Origin of the sequence: Actinomadura montaniterrae, from assembly GCF_008923365.1 — a bacterium.
Taxonomy (GTDB): domain Bacteria; phylum Actinomycetota; class Actinomycetes; order Streptosporangiales; family Streptosporangiaceae; genus Spirillospora; species Spirillospora montaniterrae.
The window spans coordinates 18,399-36,888 of the sequence record NZ_WBMR01000086.1 but is presented as its reverse complement, the minus strand read 5'-3'; the positions used below and the strand labels follow the sequence as shown (position 1 = coordinate 36,888).

Below are 18,490 nucleotides of genomic sequence, written 5' to 3'. Positions count from 1 at the left end.
GGCCGCCTCAAGCAATGGCGCGGCATCGCCACCCGCTTCGACAAGCTCGCCCGCAACTACAGAGCGGCAATCGTCCTAGTCACAGCACTGCTCTGGATCAACGCATGATCCACTGGACACGACCTAGCGACCGGCCCGTGAGGAGGATCGGAACGGCCAGTAGCGACAACGACGGGATCTTCGCCTCGGTTTGATCACTTGGCTCGATTGGGCTGGTCACGGTTCCTATGTTGCGGCCATGCCAGTGGATTTCTTGTCTGATGAGCACGTGGCCGGGTACGGGCGGTTCGCGACGAGCCGTCGGTGGGTGAACAGGAGATGTTCTTCCGGCTGGATGAGCGCGCGTTGTCGCATGCTCGGTCGAAGCGGGCGCCGGCGAATCGGCTGGGGTGGGCGGTTCAGTGGGGCGCGGTGCGGATGCTGGGCGCGTCCGTGACCGAGGAGCTGGCGGCGGTGCCGGAGGTGGTGGTGCGGTCCGCCGCAGGAGTAGGTCGAGGTCGATCCGGCGGAGTTCGGGGCGTATGGGCAGCGGCGGCAAAGCCGGTACGAGCATTCGTGGAAGTTCGGGACGCCTTCGGCTACACCGAGTGCGAGGCGGCGCACGAGCAGGTGTGCACGTTCGTGGGTGCGCGGGTGTGGGCGTCGCAGGAAGGGCCGCGGGCGCTGTTCGACTGGGTGGTGGTGTGGTTGGTGGAGTATCGGGTTCTGCCGCCGGGGATCACCACGCTGACGCGTCGGTGGCGGGGGTTCGCGGAACAGCTAAACGGAACACCTCGACCTGGGACACCATCCCGGCTGACCGGTGTTCCGGTAGGGGGTCCCCAAACGAAACACCACCCAAGATCATTCTCAGGGGTCAACGGCTGCCCGCAGGGTCCTCAACCGGTGGCCCCCACGACGGCATCAGTGACTGCGGCGGCGGGTCGCGGCCATGGTGGCGAGCAGGGCCAGGGACTGCTCGTCCGGTGAGCCGGGCCGGGCGTGGTGGACGGTGAGCACTTGGCCGTCCTCCAGCGGCATCGCGTGGAAGCGGAGGCTGATCACACCCAGCTCCGGGTGTCGGAAGCTCTTCGCGCCCGCCGTGGTGGTGTGGACGTCGTGGCGGGCCCACAGTTCCCGGAACTCCTGGCTGCGCAGCGACAGTTCGCCGATGAGCTCCGTCAGCTCGGGGTCGTCCCGTTCGGTTCCGATCCGGGCCCGGAAGTTGGCGACCGCGTCGGACGCCGCCGCGTTCCAGTCCACATGTGTCTCCCGCGTCCCGGGGTCCAGGAACACCGCGCGCAGCAGGTTGGTCCCGGGCACGTAGCAGGGGGCCAGCTCGCACGCCAGGGCGTTCGATCCGACGACGTTCATCCGGCGGCTGGTCACCGTGGCCGGTGTCGTCGTCCAGGCGTCCAGCAGTTCCTGCACCGTGTCCGACACCCGTTCCCGGGTGCGCGTGGCGATCGGTGCCGGGCGGGCCAGAGCGTACAGGTGCTCCGTCAGTTCCTCGTCCAGCCGCAGCGCCCGTGCCAGTGACTCCAGGACGCTCTCCGAGGGGCGGTGGCCACGTCCCTGCTCCAAGCGCACGTAGTAGTCCGCGCTCACTCCCGCCAGGAGGGCCAGTTCCTCGCGCCGCAGCCCCGTCACCCGGCGACGGGCGTCGCCGGCGTCGTCGAGGCCCACGTCCTTGGGCCGGACCAGGGCTCGGCGAGCCCGGAGGAATTCTGCGAGAGCGGCGTCGTCCACGGCTTCAGGCTACGTCCGGCCGTCCTGTACAAGGGTGGCCCTGTGATTCCCAGTCATCGGCCACCGATGGTGGGGCGGCGCGGTCCGGTTACAGCATGGGGGCGTTGTGAACGAGAGGAGATCCGCCATGCGAACGGTCAACGGCTGGGCCGCCCAGGCACCTGGGTCGGCGTTGGCGCCCTGGCGCTTCGAGCGCCGTGATCTGCGACCCACCGACGTTGCGCTGCGGGTGACGCACGCCGGGGTGTGCTTCACCGACCTGGAGCACGTGCGGCCCGAACCGGGTCATGAGCGGCCGGAGCTCTTTCCGCTGGTGCCGGGCCACGAGATCGTGGGCGAGGTGGTGGCCGTCGGGAGTGCGGTCACCGGTCTGCGGGTCGGCGATCCGGTCTGCGTGGGGAACATCGTCGACTCGTGCGGGGTGTGCGAGGCCTGTCGCGACGGTGATCAGGAGTTCTGCGCGGAGTTCCCGACCCTGACCTACGGGGGGCGCGACCGGCGCGACGGGTCCCTGACCCAGGGCGGATTCAGCGACGAGTACGTGGCCGACCAGGCGTTCGTTTATCGGCGTCCCGAGGGGCTCGACCCGGCCGGGACCGCGCCGCTGATGTGCGCGGGGATCACCACCTGGGTGCCGCTCAGGCGCTGGGAGGTCGGCCCGGGGCAGACGGTCGGCATCATCGGCCTCGGCGGGCTCGGGCACGTGGCGGTGAAGCTGGCCAAGGCGCTCGGCGCCGAGGTCGTGGGCTTCACCACCTCACCCGGCAAGGCGAAGGACATGATGGAACTCGGTGCCGACGACGTGGTGGTGTCGACCGACGCCGAGGCCATGGCCCGGCAGCGCGGGCGGTTCGACTTCATCCTCGACACCGTCCCCCGCGCGCACGACCTCTCGCCCTACCTGACGGCGCTCCGCTTCGACCGGACCCTGTGCACGCTCGGCATCGTGCCGGAGCTGTCGTTCACACCCCAGGCCCTTCGGTTCGGGCGGAAACGGCTGGCGGGCGCGGGCAGCGGCGGCATCACCGACACCCGGGAGATGCTCGACTTCTGCGCGGCCCACGACCTGACCGCGACCGTGGAGGTACTGCCCGTCGCCGAGGTCGACACGGCACTGGATCGGCTGGCCGCGGGCGACGTCAGGTACCGCTTCGTCCTCGACCTCACGTCCTGACGAACGGAGGAGGGGTGAACACGGGCAGGCGAACCGATCCCGAGGGAGGTCGGCACGACGATCGAGGTGGCACTGACATGGTCCTTCGATGACATCCCCGACCAGACGGGCCGGACGACACTGATCACCGGCGCTACCAGCGGGCTCGGCCTCGTGGTCGCCGGTCAGCTCGCCCGCCGCGGCGCGAGCGTCATCATGGCCGTACGCGACACCGACAAGGGCGAACGCGTCCGGGCCGAAATGCGGGGCGACCTCGAGGTCCGCCAGGTCGACCTGGCGGACCTCGACTCGGTGCGGCGCTTCGCCGACCGCATGCACGCCGACGGGCGTCGCATCGACGTGCTGCTCAACAACGCGGGCACCGGCGGGCAGGCGCGCGCCCTGACGCCGCAGGGATACGAGCGGGTCTTCGCCACCAACCACCTGGGTCACTTCGCGCTCACCGGCCTGCTGCTGGAGCTGTTCCGCCCAGACCACGACCCGCGGGTGGTCGCCGTCGGCTCGAACCTCTACCGCCGCACCCGCCCCCACACCGACTTCGAGGACCTCGCCGCCGAGCGCTCGTTCTCGCCCGGTGCCGTCTATGTGAAGTCAAAGACCGCGAACCTGCTCTTCGGCGCCGAGCTGGACCGCAGGCTTCGTCGGGCGGGCAGCCCCGTGCGCAGTTTCCTGGCTCACCCGGGCATGGCCTCCACGCCGATGCACGACAGCGCCCGGGGCTTCACGCAGAAGGCACTGCTCGCGGTCGGCAAGGCGCTGCTCAGCCGTCCAATGGAGCAGGGCGCGCTGCCGCTGGCGTCCGCCGCCACGAGCCCGGCGGCGCAGACGGGGCACTTCCTCGGCTTCTCCGCCCGCCGCAAGGACACCCGCATCCACTTCGACACGCTCGTACCGCCCGCAGACGACCTCGCCTTGGCCGAGCGCCTCTGGCAGCTGTCCGAGGACGCGACCGGCGTCCGCTACCTGGACGGTGACCGCGCCAAGCGCGCCTGACGGCCACGATCTCCACCGACAGCGCCGCCCCGCACCTCGCCGGGCAGGAGGACTCCGGCTGCATCTCCGAGCTCGTCGATAAGATCCTGCCTCACCGTGGGCAGCTAGTGGATGACGAAGACGAAGTCGGACAGTCGTGCAGTATCGCCGGCCAGCACGGCGTGTGGCAGGTCGCCGCACCATTTCGTCAGCAGGCGTGCCTTCTCGTCGCGTGAGTGCTGCTCATCGCAGAGGGGTTGCGAGGCCGGTTTCGCCAGCAGCGCGTTCAGGACTTTGACCTCTCTGGACGCGCCCAGCCCTGCGAAAATCGCCAGTGCCTGCCGCAGGTAGCGATCCGCCTCGGCCGCCTCCGCAGCGCTGCGGTGCGCTATGCCCGCATTTCGGAGGGCTGCGGCCTCTTGGCGGAGGTCGCGCAGCGATCTGTAAAGGGCCGCCGCCTCCAGGGCCCAGTGGATCGCCGCGTCCCGGTGGCAGGTGCCGCAGCGGCTCGTATAGGCCGCGCTGAGGTTGAGGAAGATCGTTGCTTTGACGGGGCGTGCGTCGATCTCCTCGGCCGCCTTGAGCGCAGCGCAGAGCTGCCAGATGATGAAGGCCGCTGAGTTGTGGGGACGCCAGGCGAGGCAGGTGAGCGCGTGGTTGACGCGGGCGAGCATGGCATCGGCGGAGGCGTCCAGGCGTTCGAAGAGGCGGATGGCCGTGTCGAGGGTTCTGGCGGCCTCCGCATAGCGGCGCTGCATTCGCAGAGCGTCGCCGAGAGCGGTCAGGGCCTGGCCCTGACGGCGCCGGTCTCGCGTGGCCGTGCAGATGTCCAGGTCGGCCCGGTGGCATGATTCGGCCCTGGCGTACCTGCCCATGCGGAAGTAGACGAGTCCGAGATTGTGCAGGACATCGCCCTCTGAGACGAGGTCGACTCCGCGCAGGAGCTTGCGTGCGCGCCTGAGATGGGACTCCGCCAGGTCGTACTGCCCTCCGATGCGGTAGGCGTTGCCCAGGTTGGCCGCGGCGACGGCCTGCTGCCTCGGGCCCAGCCTGGCCGCCGCGTCCACGGCACGTGTCTGTGCTGCGATCGAGTCGTCCACGAGATGGCGGAATTCCAAGTAGGCGCTCAGATCGGCCGCGAGTGCGAACGTGCGGAGCGGCTGGCCCGTCTCGTGGGCCTCGGACAGGGCGGCGAGCAGGTTCGCGCGTTCGGTGTCCAGCCAGGACCGGGCCTGGTCCCGGGTGGCGAAACGGTCGCCCTCGGATCCGCCGAGCCGGCGGGCGGCAGATGCGGCGGTCCGCTGGTAGAACTCCGCGAGCCGGTCATGCGCGGCGACGCGGTCGGGCTCGGCGTCCTCGTCGGCCAGCCTTTCGAGGGCGTAGTCGCGCATCAGGTCGTGGAAGCGGTACCTGCCGTCCGCCGAACCGTCCTCGATCAGATGGGCTGCGCGGAGGCGGCGCAACGTCCTGCGGACACCGGAGTGCGGGGAGTCCGCGAGGGCCGCCGCTGCGTCGAGCCCGAACTCGGCGCCGGGGTTCAGCGCGAGCGACCGGAACAGCCGGGCCTGCTCCGGGGTGAGGCGTGCGTACGACAGGTCGAACGCCGCCCGTACCGCGATCTCACCGTCGGCGTCGGCGTACTGCAGTTCCTCCAGGCGCGCTCCGGCTTCCGACAGGTCGGCGACCGTTCCGGCCAGTGGCCGGGACGGCTCGTCCGCCAGCAGTGCCGCGATGATCCGCAGCGCGAGCGGCAGCCCGCCGCACAGCCGGGCGATCGCGGCGGCGTCGCCGGGATGGTCCTCGATCCGGGTGTCGCCCGGATCGAGCATGGCCATAGCGCGCCGGAGCAGCGTCACCGCGTCATCGGCGGGGAGGACACCGATATCGACCTTCCGCATGTTCAGCATGCCGAGCCGGTGCCGCGAGGTGACGATCGCCGCGGTGCGGCCGTCGGCCGGCAGCAGCGGCCCGGCCTGCTCGTGCGAGGCGGCGTTGTCGATCACGACGAGAATCCGGCGGCCCTCCCGGGCGTAGGTGTCCAGGATCGACGCGAACAGCCGGGACCGGTTCTGGAGGCCGGGCGGGACGTGCTCGCCGGGGAGGCCGAGGGCGCGGAGCCACCCCTCCAGCGCCACTTCGGGTTCGACGCGCCGGAGGCTGTCGTAGCCGAACAGGTCGACGAACAGGACGCCGCCCGGGAACCAGCCATCCTCCAGCGCGGTCCGGGCGGCCTGGACGGCCAGTTCCGTCTTGCCGACCCCCGCCATCCCGCTGACCGCTGCGCCGACGACCAGCGGGCCTGCGTCGTCCTGGCTCCGCGAGTCCGGCGGGGCCAGCGGGGCCAGCACGCGGCGCAGCTCGTCCTCGCGGCCGGTGAACGCGCCCGACCCGGCGGGCAGACCGGACAGTGCGGGGGGCACGGCGGGAGGCAGCTCCACAGTGATGTCACGCCCCTGCACCACGGCGGAGAAGAAGATCCCGCCGGTGATCTCGTTGCGGGTCCCGCCGTTCACCGGGACGGTCCGGCGCCGTCCCGGGGCTCCTCGTCCGGGTCGGAGCCGGTGGGGGGAGCGGGCCTGCCGGTGAAGGTGATGTCGCGGCCCATGACCACCGGGCCGTGGGCGGTCCCGCCGCTGAAGGTGTTGACGGTCGCGCCGTCCTCCTCGCCGGGCCGCTCGGGCGTCGGCGGCGGGACGGGTGCAGGGGCAGGATGGGGCAGGGCCATCACGAGCGCGGCCAGAGCGGCGAACGCGCCGAGCACGCCGGCCAGCCAGCCCGCCTGCTCCAGTCCCCGCACGAGCCAGAACACCACGAGCGTCCCGGCGGCCGTCACCGCGGCCCCGATCACCGCCCAGATCAGCGCACGCGCCCTCATAGCGTCACCCATTCCGCGTCCGGCTGTGTGCGTCCCGTCATTGGAGCACAACGATGCAACACCTTCCGTAAGGAAAGGAGGGAACCGCGCCAGCCGTCATGGCGGGGGAGAGGCGGTTCTCCAAGCGCAACTGCCGGGTCGGTGTTCCCGAGCCTTTGGAGTTTTCCGTTCCACCACGGCATGGCGCGATGGTCTCATCCGACCAGCCGTGCGCGGACGCGAATTGCTGAGTCGTCGGCGGCGACGCGTGACCGGCGCCGCCGCACGCGCCAGACGGCTGCACAGTGCGCGGTCGCGTGCCGGGCCTCTGCGGGCGGCGAGGACCCTACCGCCGTGCTCGATGTTGAGTAGGCCGCGTAGGCCCTGTGCCGCCGGCGTCCTCATCGCTCCCGAGGAGGTGACAGACCTGCTCACCCGGATGCGGGCGGACGAAGTGGACATCATCGAGCAGTATGACGATCCGGGCTTCGTCTCGTTTACCTGCGCAGACCCCGACGGTCACCGAATCGAAGTGTGCTGGGAGGTCTCCGGGGCCCTGACGGGCTTTTGATGGTCTGCCTCGCGGCGGTCGCGGCGAGCCCGCCGAGATGAACCGGCGCGAACCACGAAGGCCCGGCCTCACCCACACAGGGGGATTCAACCTGTCGTCGCAACACCGATGATCAGCAGGCTTTTGGCCGGGAGCTCAGGGCGCGCCCTGAGTAAAGCGCATCAAGGCCCTGTGCGGCTGATGATCTCTCACAAACCCGGTCGTCACGGGAGCCCCGGTGTACCGACACGCCGTCATGCCTAGCCGGTACATGTCCGTAAACGATGTCCGACCCGGGCCGCGCCCTGCCGGCTGCAGCGAAGCCCAGCCAATGCATCAGAGCAAGCCTCGGCCCCGATCGACCGCCCCTGCGGGCCTGGGAGAAGGGGTGGGTGATCAGACCGCTCGATAAAAGACTACTAAGCGCTACGCCTCGACAACGCCGTGAGGCGCGAATCGCGGGAGATCACAACGGACTCGATCTTCCTTCAGGTGCGCTGTGCTGTACTCAAGGTCTACATCTGACCTGCGGTGATGCCAGAAAACCTTGGAGTCGAGGCATGATCGGTCGTGTTCACACCGAAGAGGTCACTGGTTCGAACCCAGTATCGCCCACCCCGTTCTAGCAGGTCAGCAAGGGTCTCGGAGATCACTCCGGGACCTTTTTCGATCTTCAGGCCCGTCCGGGAGCCAAACGGGGAGCCACCGCTCCCAGACCTACGCCGACCGGCTGCGACCGAAGACCGTGTTCATGGCCTCGGCTCCCTGCGTGATGACCGGCCTGAGCTGGTGCCGGTACACCTTCTCGGTCACGGCCGTCCCCGCGTGCCCGACCAGATCGGCGATCGTCTCCAGGGGTACCCCGCTGTCACTCATGATCGAGACGAACGAGTGCCGGAGCTCGCGAGGAGTCCAGTCTTCCCCGATCCCGGCTTTCGAGGTGATCAGCCGGAAGCCGCCGCGCCGCACATTGGCGGCGTCCAGCGCAGTCCCGACCCCTGTGCAGAAGACCAGATTGTTGTCCTGCCAGAGCTCCGCACGGAGCCGCTGGACGGCCTGCCGCCTATGGTGCTTGCGCAGGGCGTCTGCGGCCTGCGTGGGCAGCTCGAGGGTCCGACGGGACTTCTTGGTCTTGGTGTCACCGTGCTTTCGCACCGACCGCCAGAGGAAGAGCCCGCGCTTCCCCGGTGCGGATGCCGGCCATGAGGCTGAGCACCACGTAGGCGTGCAGCCGGGATGACTTGGCCGCCTCGAGGACGGCCATGGCCTGGGGGAGTGCGAGAACATAGAGAGCAAACCTGTCGTGGTCGAAGCCGGCCTCGTCGACGGGCCGCCAGGCGTCCGCCTCCTCGTCCCAGGCGACGACGTGATCCCACTGGCCTTGCTCGGCCGCCCGGCCTTCCCCTTGGACGTCGTGACCAACTCGGCCACGTTCCGTGTGACCCGGTCCCGGGCCTGCGCCTGCCGGATCGAGCGCTTGAGGATCGCATGGACGCCCTGCAGGGTGCGTGTGGCCGTCGCCGCGGTGTTGCGCGCCGTGAGTACGATCGGGCCTCCCTTGGCGTCCAGGTGTGCGCAGTCCAGCTCCAGCAGCGCCTCGATCGAGGCCGTGTCCCACGCGGTCGACAGGAGCGCCGCCAGCGTGCTGGTGCCGGCGTCCAGCTACCCCGCGTCGCGGCTGCCCAATACGGGGCGGGCCCGCACATCGCTCGCACCCGACTGCGCCCCGGTGACCTGCTGTTCTTCGCCACCGACACACGTAACCCGGCGACGATCCACCACGTCGGGCTCTACTACGGCCGCGGACAGATGATCCACGCCCCCCAAACCGGCGACGTCGTCCGCATCTCCCAGTTCACCGGCAACCCCTACCGCGAGCGCCAGTACATCGGCGCCACCCGCCCCAGCACAGCCCACATCGCAGCCTGACCGGAGGACCATGCCCAACCGCTACAACGCCCATGCCACCACCCGCCAGAACTGCCGCGACAACCGCGACCACGATCAGGCCCACGGCCGCACCCGGCCGAACCGCACCGCCCGCCACCCGGCACCGTCCCGAACCACGAAGACACCGCAGCCGTGCGGACCGATCCGGGCGTTCAGCTACGGCGGCGGCCGGCAATCCACCGCCGCCCTCGTGCCGGCCGCCCAACGCCGCATCGACTTCCGCACGCGTCAAGGTCCCAAGCCGGCGTCGCTACTTCACGTGCCTCAACAACCATCAATCCACAAGGAGATGTGAGAGGCGAGCCATCAGCCAGGACGTCCCAGGCCGTGTCCGATGGATCAGCGATGATCCAGAGCAGGGCGATGATCGGGACGATCGCTGCGCGGTAGTTGCGGGCGAGCTTGTCGAAGCGGGTGGCGATGCCGCGCCATCGCTTGAGGCGGCCCGATGCGGCGTTCGACCACGTTGCGGCGCCTGTAGAGGGCTGGATCGAAGGCCGGGGGCGTCCGCCGCGCGAGCCGCGCGCGCTGCGGCAACCGGGATGTCCCACGGACTGAGAGCTGGAGCCGGGCGCTCGACGGGGTGACCGGCCTCGTCACTCCGCCGCGTCACTCCGCCGCGTCACTCCGCCGCGTCACTCCGCCGCGTCACTCCGCCGCGTCACGGCACCGCCGGCGGACACGCTCTTGACGCACTGACAAGGCGGCACTTAGTCTCTTGTCACAGCGACAAGGAGAGGATGTTCCATGGAGATAGAAGGCAGTCGGGTCCTGGTGACAGGGGCTTCGAGCGGGATCGGCCGGGAAGCGGCACGGGCTTTCGCCGCGGCGGGTGCGGAGGTGGTCGCCGTGGCGCGCAGGGCCGAGCGCCTCGCGGCGCTGGAAGCGGAGTCCGCCGGCGCGGTGTCGGTGATCACCGCGGATCTGAGCGAGCCGGGTGCGGCGGCTCGGGTCGCGGAGCGTGCCGGGCCCGTGGACGTCCTGGTCAACGGCGCGGGAAGCGAGACCGGTGGGACGGTCTGGGCGGTCGGCGACCGTGACGAGGCCCGGCGCATGTTCGAGGTGGACTGGTGGTCGCCGTTGGCGATGATCGCCGCGCTCGTTCCCGGGATGCGGGAGCGCCGCGCGGGGGCCGTGGTCAACGTGACCTCGATCCGGCAGGTGCTCGCCTGGCCGTCACTGGGCCACAGCGCCGCGGCGAAGGCCGCGCTCGCGCAACTCACTTCGACCCTGCGCCTGGAACTGCTGGACACCGGTGTCTCCGTTATCGAGGTGATTCCCGGTCCCGTCGACACCCCGGCTCTGGGGGCGAGCATGCTGCTGCCCGGTTTCGTGGAAGTCCTGGACGGGATGCTCGGCACGGGCACCGCGGCGGAACTCGCCGAGCTGATCGTCCGCGCCGTGCGGGACGAGCACGAGCGGGTTTTCTATCCCGCGGTGACCGTCGAGCACGCCTACCACCGTCCGATGGAGTTGCGTGCTGCGATCACCGACGCGGTCCGGGAACGCGGCAGGCTCCCCGACGAACTGGCCGACACCCTGGTCGTGGGGCCGGACTCCCCGATCATCGCCGACGCCAAGGCGGCCTGGGAGCACGCCCGCTGAGATAGCGTCCCCGGTATGCCGCGCAACAGACAGGACGTCGACCGGGATGTCAAGATCGCAGAGATCCGCCGGGCCGCGGTGGGCATCCTGCGCGATGGCGGTCCCGCCGCCCTGTCCCACAGCGCGGTGGCGAAGCGGCTCGGGCTCGCCCGGACCGCGATCTACTGGTACTTCCCCACCAAGGACGACCTGTTCGTCGCCGCCCTGGCCGACGTGTACGCCGAGGATCTCGGTACTCCGCCCGAGGACAACCGCTTGATGACCCGGCTGCGATGGGCCGTTGAACGCCTCACCGCGCTCCAGCCGCTCACCCACGCCATGCACGAGCGCGCCAAGCACTCCCAGGCCGCGGCCGATCTCGAAGCCGGTTTCCAGGAGGCCATGACCTCCCGCCTGCGCACCCTGCTCGCCCCCCACGTCGAGCCCGGCAGGCTCGACCTCGTCACGGCCGCGATCGTCGTCTTCGTCGAAGGGCTGCTCGTTCAGCCGCGAAGCGCCCAAGAGCGCGAGGACCTCCTCCACTTCCTGGTCACCGAACTGACCCGCGAACCGGCCGACCCCGCGTGAACGCATCCAACGGAGTTCGTAGTGCCCGAATACGCGCCCAGCCCCTTCGAAACCGTCCGTGACCAGGTCGCCCTCTACGAAGCCACCGACGGTGAACAGGGCGGCACCCTGGAAGGCAGACCGGTGGTCATCCTTTCCACCCTCGGTGCCAAGACCGGCCGGATCCGCAAGACGCCGCTGCTGAAGATCGAGCACAACGGCTCCTATGCCGTCGTGGCCTCCTACGGGGGAGCGCCCGTCCACCCTGCCTGGTACCACAACGTGCTCGCCCATCCCGAGGTCGATCTCCGCGACGGCGCGACGATCAGACGGCTGCGCGCCCGCGAGGTCTCCGGTGCGGAGAAGAACGGCATATGGCGCATCGCCGACGCCATTTGGCCGGACTTCCCCGGCTACCGAGCAGCGGCCGCCCCCCGTGCCATCCCTGTTCTCCTCCTGGAACCGATCACCTGAACACCTCGTGCAGGTCGTGATGGCACGCCGGTCGGCCTTGAGACGGTCGGCGCGGACGCTGGCACGGCCTCGGCCGCCTCACCCGTCGTAGTACGGAAGGCTTCGATTGCCATCGATCGCGCCATGGCTCGTTTGAACAGGTGCGGCCGGGCGGCCATCGAATCGCTGGTCCATCGCTTCACCTCCGGGGGACCACGCAGAACACGCTGACCGGTTCGAGGGCGAACTGGTCAACATGCTCGTGCACTCCCTCACCTCCCAGCCGGCCGGCGCTCCGGCCCGATGGCCACGGCAGGCGGCGGCTCGACTCGTGCCTCGAGTCGCGCTTCGGCCGGACCGTGCTGCGCGGGCTCGCGGGAACCGCGCCGCTCCGGCGCCGCGCGTGGTTTGCCCAGGTGCCGTCGTCAGGCCTGGTAGGTGAGTCCGTGGGTGGCGAGGTCGTCGAGGAGGTCGCGTGGTGGAAGGATCTGGGCCGGGGCGAGGGCGCCGGTCCCGGTGAAGCCGGGGTCGAGGGTCGCGGCGGCGATCCGGGCCGCGATGGGTGCGGTGATGTCGAAGATCCCGCGGGCGTCGATGACCCCGCGGGTCGTGCGGCCGCCGGCGGTGACCCCGGCCGTGATGCGGAAGGTCGTGGGGTCGTCGTCGATGCGGGTGGCGGATGCCCCGGTGACGGCCGTGAAGGCCCGGCGGACCAGGGGCGCCGCCGGTGACCGCAGCGCCCGGCCGAGCGCCCGGACGGCCGGCGCGACGAGGCGTGCGGGCAGCGGGGCGCCGAACGTCGAGGCGGTCATGACGGTCCGGACCCGCTCGACATCGAGGTGCCGGGGGATCGTCAGGACCTCTGGCGCCGGGTAGGTGATCGTGGTCCGGCGGCCGATGGGTTCGCCGAAGTCGGTGACCTGGGCACGCGGATCGGCGACCTCGACCAGCGTCCCGTCGTACTGGAGGATCGGCTGCCCGAGCCCGCGCAGGACGTTGTCGCGCGCCGCGCCGCTGGGCGTCCAGCCGGTGAGGTGGTAGGCGATCTCGACCGCCTCGGGACGGCCCGTCCGGGCGGCCATCGCGGCGACGAGCAGGTCGGCGAGCGCGGCGTAGAACGCGGCGGACGGGACGACCGCGCGGCCCGCGCGGAGTGCGGGCTCGTGCAGTTCGTCGAACAGGAACCGGACCGCCCGTTGCTCGCCGCTGATGTCGACGTAGTGCGCGCCGGCCGCGAGCGCCGCCCGCGCGACGGGCTCGCAGGTGTGCACGAACGACCCGGCGGCGTTGACGACCGTCGTCACCCGCGCGCAGATCTCCTCCGCGTTGTCCAGGCCGGTGATCGCGACGGTGTGCTCCGGGGGAGCGGCGGCGGCCAGCTTGGCCCGGTCCCTGCCGACGTGGAGGACCGTGTGGCCGCCCGCGGTGAGGGCGGCGGCGATCCGGCGTCCGGTGTACCCGGTCGCGCCGAAGACCGCGATGTCGTGACTGCGCATGGGTTCGTCCTCAGGTGGGGTCGCCGGCCGTGGCGGACGGCTCGAAGAAGGTGGTGACGGCGTCGATCAGGGCGGCGGTGCGTTCTTCGGCGATGTAGTGGCCGCATCCGGGAAGCTCGTCGAGCCGCATCGCGGGTGCGTGCGTCCGGTAGGCGTGGGAGAGGCGCTGCGTCAGGGGATCCTCGGCGCCGTTCAGGTGCAGGATCGGCAGGGCCAGCGTGAGCCACCGGGCGTTCGCGACGAAGTAGGGGACCTCGCGGACGATGAGGTTCCGGTTGTAGCGGGTGGTCGCGCGCCGGGCGTCCGGCCGGTGCATCACGGCGCAGTACGCCTCTTCTTCGTCCGGGGTGAAGGCGCCGGCCCGCCGCCAGGTGCGCAGGCATGTGCGGGGGACCTGGAGCCAGGTGTTGTTGGCGCGGCCGAGCAGCGCTGCGGTGTAGACGTGCCAGGGACGCCAGACCTGGCGGGGGTGCGCGCCGAGGGAGGCCCACGGGTGCGGCGCCGCCATCGGCATGAGCCGGGTGACCCGGTCGGGCTGGTCCAGGGCGAGCCGGTACCCGATGACGGCGCCCCAGTCGTGGCCGACGACGCCGCAGCGGTCGATGCCGAGGGCGTCCATCACACCCGTGACGTCACGGGCCAATCTGCGCAGGCTCCAGTCGGTGCCGGCCGCGTCCGACCGGCCGAGCCCGCGCAGGTCCGGGCAGATGACGCGGAACCGCTCGGCGAGCGGGCCGATGACGTCCCGCCAGGCGTACCAGTGCTGCGGCCAGCCGTGCAGCAGGACCAGCGGTGCGCCGGTCCCGGCCTCGGCGACGTGGATCCGGCAGCCGTCGTCGACGGTGACGTGCCGGTGGGTCACGCCCGGCGGTTCGATCAGCCGCATCGTTCCTCCTGGTCCACGCCCTGCGTCCAACCACGCAGGATCACCTCGTCGGTCAGCGGCTCGTGGGCGGCGAGGTACCGCTCGTAGCGCGCGAGCTCGCGCGCCGCCGCCCGGGTGCTGAGCGTTCGGGCCGTCCCCGCGGTCTCCCGGCACAGCGCTGCCCGGGACGGCCGGGTGCTCGTCTCATGCACCGCGCGCTTGATCTCGCGGGTGACGACCGCCGACGGCCGGGCGAGCCCTTCGCAGAGCTCCAGGACCCGGTCGTGCAACCGTTCTCTCGGGTGGACGTGCTGCACGAGCGACAGCCGGGCGGCCTCCCGCGCGGTGATCCAGTGCCCGCGCAGCAGCAGGTCGAGGGCGGCGCCGGTCCCGACGGTGCGGGTGAGCCGCTGCGTCCCGCCCGCCCCGGCGAGGATCTCCAGGTCGGACTCGGGCAGCCCGATCAGCACGTCGTCGGCGATGACGCGGATGTCGCAGGCGAGCGCGAGGATGCATCCCATTCCCAGGCACAGGCCGTTGATCTCGGCGACCACGACCTTGTCGAGGCGGGTGAGGCGGTCGAGGGCGGCGGTCGTCCGCGCGAGGAAGAGCGCGTGCCGGGCGATGGTCTTGCGCAGCGCCCGGTCGACCCGCCGGCCGCGCACGGCCGCGCCCGCCACCGCCGCGACCAGGCGCCCGGCCCCGAACCCGAGCGGCAGCGGGACCGAGGAGGCGCCCCGCGCCAGCGATGGGACGTCGAAGTGGGTGAGGAAGCTGGTGCCCGTTCCGGTGAAGACGACGACCCGGACCGACGGGTCGCGCCGCAGCGCCCGGGTGAGGCCGTCCAGCTCGACGCTCATCTCCTCGTCGAAGAAGTGCCGCGGCGGGTTGTCGAAGGTCACCGTCATGACGGCGCCCTCCCTCCGTACGGCCAGCCTGCGTCCGGTGCTCATCGGCCCGCCTCCTCGCGGTCGAAGGTCCAGGCGAGGTGGTGGGTGAGCCGTGCGGCATCGTGGACGGTGCTCCAGCCGACGTTGTCGACCGTGTCGGTGGGGCGGTGCAGGTGGCTGATCCATCCGTCGCGGACCGACAGCAGGGACACCGTCTCCAACCCCGCGAGCGTCGTCACCGCGGCGTCGGTCGGGTTCGGGATGGTGATCGTCTGCAGCGGGACGTCGAGGTCGCGCGCGGCCCGCACGGCCCGGTCGACGGCCCGGGCCGAGGCGCGGTTGCTGAGCGCCTCGCGACGGGCGACGGCGACCGAGCCGGGACTGCCGACCGCGTCGAGGTTGACCACGAGCGTCGAACCCGGATCGAGCGGGCCGCCGTGCGCGCGCAGCCAGTGCAGGATCCCGGTGCTGCCCGCCTCCTCCCCACCGGGGAACACCACGAGGACGGTGGTGCCGGTCAGCGGTTCCGTGGCGAGTCGCCGCGCGACCTCCAGCACCGCGGCGACACCGGAGGCGTTGTCGTTGGCGCCGGGAGTGGTCGGGCTGCGCATCGACTGGACCATGAGCGCGGCGCTCACCGCCAGCACCCCGGCCCCGGCGATCCGCACCGCCCGCGAGGGGGCCGCGGCCGCGGCCATCGCGGCGAGCGCAGCCGCGTGGGTGGGCAGGGCGTGGCCGGTGGACCGGGCGAGGCGCCGGCTCGCCGCGACCGTGCCGGGATGCCAGACCATCCCCATGTGCGCGGCGTCGTGGTGGGCGACCAGGACGAGGGTGCGGCGAGAGGGTCCTGCCGACGGGATGCGCGCCCAGGCAGTGGAGCCCTCCCCGCGCGGCAGCAGCCGCCTCACCCACTTCGAACGCCCGGAGACCTCCAGTTCGTAGGAGGCGGCCAGCGCCGCGCCGAGCAGCCGCGCGGCCGGATGCTTCAGCAGCGCGAGGTCCGCCGCGAGCGCGAGGTGGGCAAGATGCGCCGGGACCCAGGAGGACTGCGTGGGGAACGCCGCGACCGCGGCGTCCTCGGCGCCGATCGCGGTGAGGCGGGCCGCGAGGTGGCGCGCGGACTCGCGCTCTCCCTGCCGGGTGGTCCGGCGGTCGAGGCCGACCAGGGCCTCGACGTCGTGGCGGAGCCGCGCGACGGCGTCGTCCTCGGTGGTCGTCGTGTCCAGGGTGGTCATGCCTTCGCACCTTTCGCCGACTGACGGATTTTCACAGACTTGAAGTCTTTAAAGAACTGACAGTCGGCGAGTATTCTCCGGTCCATGAGCACGGTCAAGCCCAACCGGCGTGAGATGTACGCCGCACTGACGCGTACCGCCGTCGTCGACGCGGCGCGCGAACTGTTCGGGACCGCCGGGTACGAGGCGACGTCGATCGACGACATAGCGCGCGCCTCGCAGACCAGCAAGGGCGCCGTCTACCACCACTTCCGCGACAAGCAGGAGATCTTCGCCGAGGTCTTCCAGGCCGGCCAGGAGCGGCTGATCGCCCGCGCGATCGAGGCCATGCCGCCCGCCGCCGCGACCGCCTGGGAACGGGTCGAGGCCGCCACGCGGGCGTTCCTCGAGGCCTACGTCGAGGACGCCGAGGCGCGCCACATGCTGCGGCAGGCCATGACCGTGCTCGGCTGGGACCGGGTCCGCGAGCTCGACGAGCGGATGGCGCTGCCCCTCATCCGCGAAACCCTCGCCGAGGCGATCGAGGCCGGCGAGGCGCGCTCGGTCTCCGTGCCGGTCGCCGCCGACCTGCTGCTCGGCCTCTACTGCAACGCCGTCCTCGTCATCGCCGCCGGCGCCGACCCGGCCCGGACCGCCGGGGAGGTGCAGGGCGTCGTCTCGGCGCTGCTCGGCGGCCTGCGATCTTGATACGCTGCGGCGGGCCCCGCGCCCCGGCGCGTGCGTCCGGCGCTTCCTGACCCCCCGAGGGGAGTACGCGTGGAGCAGGGCATGGTGCTGAGCGGCCGGTACCGGCTGCGGAGACGGCTCGGCCGCGGCGGGATGGGCGAGGTCTGGGCCGCCCAGGACGAGGAACTGGACCGCCCGGTCGCGGTGAAGATCGTGCTGGCCGGGCTGGACGGCGATCCCCAGTCGCTCCTGCGCCTGCGTAAGGAGGCCCGCACCGCCGCCCGGCTCCAGCACCCCGGCATCACCGTCGTCCACGACATCGGCGAACACGACGGGCACCCCTACTTCGTCATGGAACTGCTCTCGGGACGCGACACCCGGACCCTGCTGACCGGATCACCCGGTGGCCTCCCGCTCGCGGACGTCCTGCCGCTCATGGCACAGGTCGCCGAAGCACTCGCCTACGCCCACGAACGCGGCGTCGTCCACCGCGACATCAAACCGGCCAACCTCGTGGTCCTGCCGGGCGGCGAGGCGAAGATCTGCGATTTCGGCATCGCCCGCTACGCGGAGGCGTCCACACAGATCACCGCGACCGGAGGACTGCTGGGCACCCCCGCCTTCATGGCCCCCGAGCAGTGGAAGGGCGACCCGGTCGCCCCACCGGCCGACCTGTACGCCTTCGGCGCGACCCTCCACACGCTGCTGACCGGCGCCCCGCCCTACCCCGGGCCCACCCCGATGGCGCTCATGCACCAGCACCTCAGCAGCCCGCCGCCCCGCCTCGGCGCCCACCTGCCCGCCTCCCTGGACGACCTCCTCCAGCAGCTCTTGGCCAAGGACCCCGCCGCCCGGCCAGCGTCCGCGCGCGAGGTTAAGGCGGTCCTCGAATCCTGCACCGCCGCCCGGCCGCCGGGCGACGCGCGACCCGCCGCCACCATCGCCGTCCAGCAACCCGCCTCCGCCCCCACCGTCCGGGTGCCCGCTCAGCCGACGAACCCCGGTTCGCCGAGGGGCGCCGGGCCCGTCAGGTCCGTGTGGGCCTTGGCCGCGGGGATCCTCCTGGTTCTCTTCGCGTTCGTCCTGGTGATCGCGGTCCACTTCCCCAGCGCTGCCGACAAGGCCGATCCCCGCTGGCCCCTCATCGTGGACGCGACCGCCGCCGGCGTGGTGGGAGGCAGCAGCTACCTCGGCTTCTATGCTCTGAGTCGTGCCCTGGCCTTCCCCGACGGCCTTCGACGGTTCACCGTGGCGATCTTCGAGTTCACCGATTGGTTCGGCGACGACCTCTCAGCGCCCGGCCGCATCGGCAAGGCCGTGGCCCTGGCCTTGAGCATCGTCACGGTCGCCGCCTTCTTCGCATCGGCCTCAGCGTGGGTCACCTTCACCAGCAGCCTCTTGTGAACTCGCGGTACCGCCGTGACCGGCTCGGGGCGTCCCATGACCTCGCGCCGGGAGGGCGGACGCCTGGCACCTTCTTCAGATAGACGGTATTGTTTATCTGAG

At 71.3% G+C, this 18,490-nt stretch carries 18 protein-coding genes and 1 pseudogene; 11 read left to right on the top strand and 8 right to left on the bottom strand.

Annotation, left to right across the window (positions count from 1 at the left end; genetic code table 11):
• Positions 1-285 precede the first annotated feature (285 nt).
• A pseudogene (locus F9B16_RS54200) lies at positions 286-969 on the top strand (DUF4158 domain-containing protein); the annotation flags it as partial.
• Here F9B16_RS54200 and F9B16_RS26425 read toward each other — a convergent pair.
• Entirely contained in the window at positions 904-1,728 is an 825-nt protein-coding gene (locus F9B16_RS26425) for a helix-turn-helix transcriptional regulator (RefSeq protein ID WP_151542847.1), read from the bottom strand. The pseudogene F9B16_RS54200 and the gene F9B16_RS26425 overlap by 66 nt on opposite strands.
• A gap of 127 nt (positions 1,729-1,855) precedes the next feature.
• Here F9B16_RS26425 and F9B16_RS26420 point away from each other — a divergent pair, with 127 nt between their 5' ends.
• A complete protein-coding gene (locus tag F9B16_RS26420; protein WP_151542845.1) occupies positions 1,856-2,902 on the top strand; it encodes an NAD(P)-dependent alcohol dehydrogenase in 1,047 nt (348 codons plus the stop codon).
• Between the two features lie 66 nt (positions 2,903-2,968).
• Positions 2,969-3,895, top strand: a complete 927-nt coding sequence (locus tag F9B16_RS26415; protein ID WP_225991959.1) for an SDR family NAD(P)-dependent oxidoreductase — start codon at positions 2,969-2,971, stop codon at positions 3,893-3,895.
• 104 nt (positions 3,896-3,999) lie between these two features.
• Here F9B16_RS26415 and F9B16_RS26410 read toward each other — a convergent pair whose 3' ends face one another.
• Positions 4,000-6,387 (bottom strand): ATP-binding protein, encoded by a 2,388-nt coding sequence (locus tag F9B16_RS26410; RefSeq protein WP_151542841.1) that lies wholly within the window; start codon positions 6,385-6,387, stop codon positions 4,000-4,002.
• The gene (locus F9B16_RS26405) at positions 6,384-6,749 is read right to left on the bottom strand and encodes a hypothetical protein (RefSeq protein WP_151542840.1); all 366 of its coding nucleotides are present in this window, start codon (positions 6,747-6,749) and stop codon (positions 6,384-6,386) included. Before F9B16_RS26405 ends, F9B16_RS26410 begins: the two co-directional genes overlap by 4 nt.
• A 397-nt stretch (positions 6,750-7,146) precedes the next feature.
• On the opposite strand from F9B16_RS26405, the gene F9B16_RS51195 reads away from it, so the two are divergent.
• Positions 7,147-7,299, top strand: a complete 153-nt coding sequence (locus F9B16_RS51195) for a VOC family protein (RefSeq protein ID WP_192809004.1) — start codon at positions 7,147-7,149, stop codon at positions 7,297-7,299.
• A gap of 696 nt (positions 7,300-7,995) precedes the next feature.
• Here the strand turns inward: F9B16_RS51195 and F9B16_RS51190 are convergent.
• A complete protein-coding gene (locus F9B16_RS51190) occupies positions 7,996-8,433 on the bottom strand; it encodes a tyrosine-type recombinase/integrase (RefSeq protein ID WP_192809005.1) in 438 nt (145 codons plus the stop codon).
• A gap of 333 nt (positions 8,434-8,766) precedes the next feature.
• On the opposite strand from F9B16_RS51190, the gene F9B16_RS26395 reads away from it, so the two are divergent.
• The 5 genes from F9B16_RS26395 (at position 8,767) to F9B16_RS26370 (ending at position 11,853) form a co-directional block, all read left to right on the top strand.
• Positions 8,767-9,207 carry a C40 family peptidase gene (locus tag F9B16_RS26395; RefSeq protein ID WP_151542838.1) on the top strand — a complete coding sequence of 147 codons (441 nt, stop codon included), beginning with the start codon at positions 8,767-8,769 and terminating at the stop codon, positions 9,205-9,207.
• Positions 9,208-9,217: 10 nt separating this feature from the next.
• Positions 9,218-9,523, top strand: coding sequence for a hypothetical protein (locus F9B16_RS52895; RefSeq protein WP_225991961.1), 306 nt, complete (start codon positions 9,218-9,220; stop codon positions 9,521-9,523).
• A gap of 452 nt (positions 9,524-9,975) precedes the next feature.
• Positions 9,976-10,833: an SDR family NAD(P)-dependent oxidoreductase gene (locus F9B16_RS26380; RefSeq protein ID WP_151542837.1), complete on the top strand. Its 858-nt coding sequence runs from the start codon at positions 9,976-9,978 to the stop codon at positions 10,831-10,833.
• A gap of 15 nt (positions 10,834-10,848) precedes the next feature.
• Positions 10,849-11,400: a TetR/AcrR family transcriptional regulator gene (locus F9B16_RS26375; protein ID WP_151542835.1), complete on the top strand. Its 552-nt coding sequence runs from the start codon at positions 10,849-10,851 to the stop codon at positions 11,398-11,400.
• Positions 11,401-11,421: 21 nt separating this feature from the next.
• Positions 11,422-11,853, top strand: a complete 432-nt coding sequence (locus F9B16_RS26370) for a nitroreductase family deazaflavin-dependent oxidoreductase (RefSeq protein ID WP_151542832.1) — start codon at positions 11,422-11,424, stop codon at positions 11,851-11,853.
• 404 nt (positions 11,854-12,257) lie between these two features.
• Here the strand turns inward: F9B16_RS26370 and F9B16_RS26365 are convergent, their stop codons facing one another.
• Genes F9B16_RS26365 through F9B16_RS26350 form a run of 4 tightly spaced genes read right to left on the bottom strand, consistent with a single transcriptional unit; the run spans position 12,258 to position 16,318 of the window.
• The gene (locus tag F9B16_RS26365) at positions 12,258-13,328 is read right to left on the bottom strand and encodes a saccharopine dehydrogenase NADP-binding domain-containing protein (protein ID WP_151542830.1); all 1,071 of its coding nucleotides are present in this window, start codon (positions 13,326-13,328) and stop codon (positions 12,258-12,260) included.
• Between the two features lie 10 nt (positions 13,329-13,338).
• Entirely contained in the window at positions 13,339-14,214 is an 876-nt protein-coding gene (locus tag F9B16_RS26360; protein ID WP_151542829.1) for an alpha/beta fold hydrolase, read from the bottom strand.
• Positions 14,205-15,146: an enoyl-CoA hydratase/isomerase family protein gene (locus F9B16_RS26355; RefSeq protein WP_192809003.1), complete on the bottom strand. Its 942-nt coding sequence runs from the start codon at positions 15,144-15,146 to the stop codon at positions 14,205-14,207. Before F9B16_RS26355 ends, F9B16_RS26360 begins: the two co-directional genes overlap by 10 nt.
• Positions 15,143-16,318, bottom strand: coding sequence for a M28 family metallopeptidase (locus F9B16_RS26350; protein WP_151542825.1), 1,176 nt, complete (start codon positions 16,316-16,318; stop codon positions 15,143-15,145). Before F9B16_RS26350 ends, F9B16_RS26355 begins: the two co-directional genes overlap by 4 nt.
• Before the next feature lie 84 nt (positions 16,319-16,402).
• Between F9B16_RS26350 and F9B16_RS26345 the strand changes: the two genes are divergently transcribed.
• Positions 16,403-17,005 (top strand): TetR/AcrR family transcriptional regulator, encoded by a 603-nt coding sequence (locus tag F9B16_RS26345; protein WP_151542823.1) that lies wholly within the window; start codon positions 16,403-16,405, stop codon positions 17,003-17,005.
• Between the two features lie 69 nt (positions 17,006-17,074).
• The gene (locus F9B16_RS26340; protein ID WP_151542822.1) at positions 17,075-18,388 is read left to right on the top strand and encodes a serine/threonine-protein kinase; all 1,314 of its coding nucleotides are present in this window, start codon (positions 17,075-17,077) and stop codon (positions 18,386-18,388) included.
• Positions 18,389-18,490: the final 102 nt, after the last annotated feature.

Coding starts and splice junctions, on each gene's coding strand:
- F9B16_RS26420 (WP_151542845.1), top strand. CDS start 1,856: ATGCGAACGGTCAACGGCTGGGCCGCCCAGGCACCTGGGTCGGCGTTG.
- F9B16_RS26405 (WP_151542840.1), bottom strand. CDS start 6,749: ATGAGGGCGCGTGCGCTGATCTGGGCGGTGATCGGGGCCGCGGTGACG.
- F9B16_RS26395 (WP_151542838.1), top strand. CDS start 8,767: ATGGACGCCCTGCAGGGTGCGTGTGGCCGTCGCCGCGGTGTTGCGCGC.
- F9B16_RS52895 (WP_225991961.1), top strand. CDS start 9,218: ATGCCCAACCGCTACAACGCCCATGCCACCACCCGCCAGAACTGCCGC.
- F9B16_RS26380 (WP_151542837.1), top strand. CDS start 9,976: ATGGAGATAGAAGGCAGTCGGGTCCTGGTGACAGGGGCTTCGAGCGGG.
- F9B16_RS26375 (WP_151542835.1), top strand. CDS start 10,849: ATGCCGCGCAACAGACAGGACGTCGACCGGGATGTCAAGATCGCAGAG.
- F9B16_RS26365 (WP_151542830.1), bottom strand. CDS start 13,328: ATGCGCAGTCACGACATCGCGGTCTTCGGCGCGACCGGGTACACCGGA.
- F9B16_RS26360 (WP_151542829.1), bottom strand. CDS start 14,214: ATGCGGCTGATCGAACCGCCGGGCGTGACCCACCGGCACGTCACCGTC.
- F9B16_RS26355 (WP_192809003.1), bottom strand. CDS start 15,146: ATGAGCACCGGACGCAGGCTGGCCGTACGGAGGGAGGGCGCCGTCATG.
- F9B16_RS26350 (WP_151542825.1), bottom strand. CDS start 16,318: ATGACCACCCTGGACACGACGACCACCGAGGACGACGCCGTCGCGCGG.
- F9B16_RS26345 (WP_151542823.1), top strand. CDS start 16,403: ATGAGCACGGTCAAGCCCAACCGGCGTGAGATGTACGCCGCACTGACG.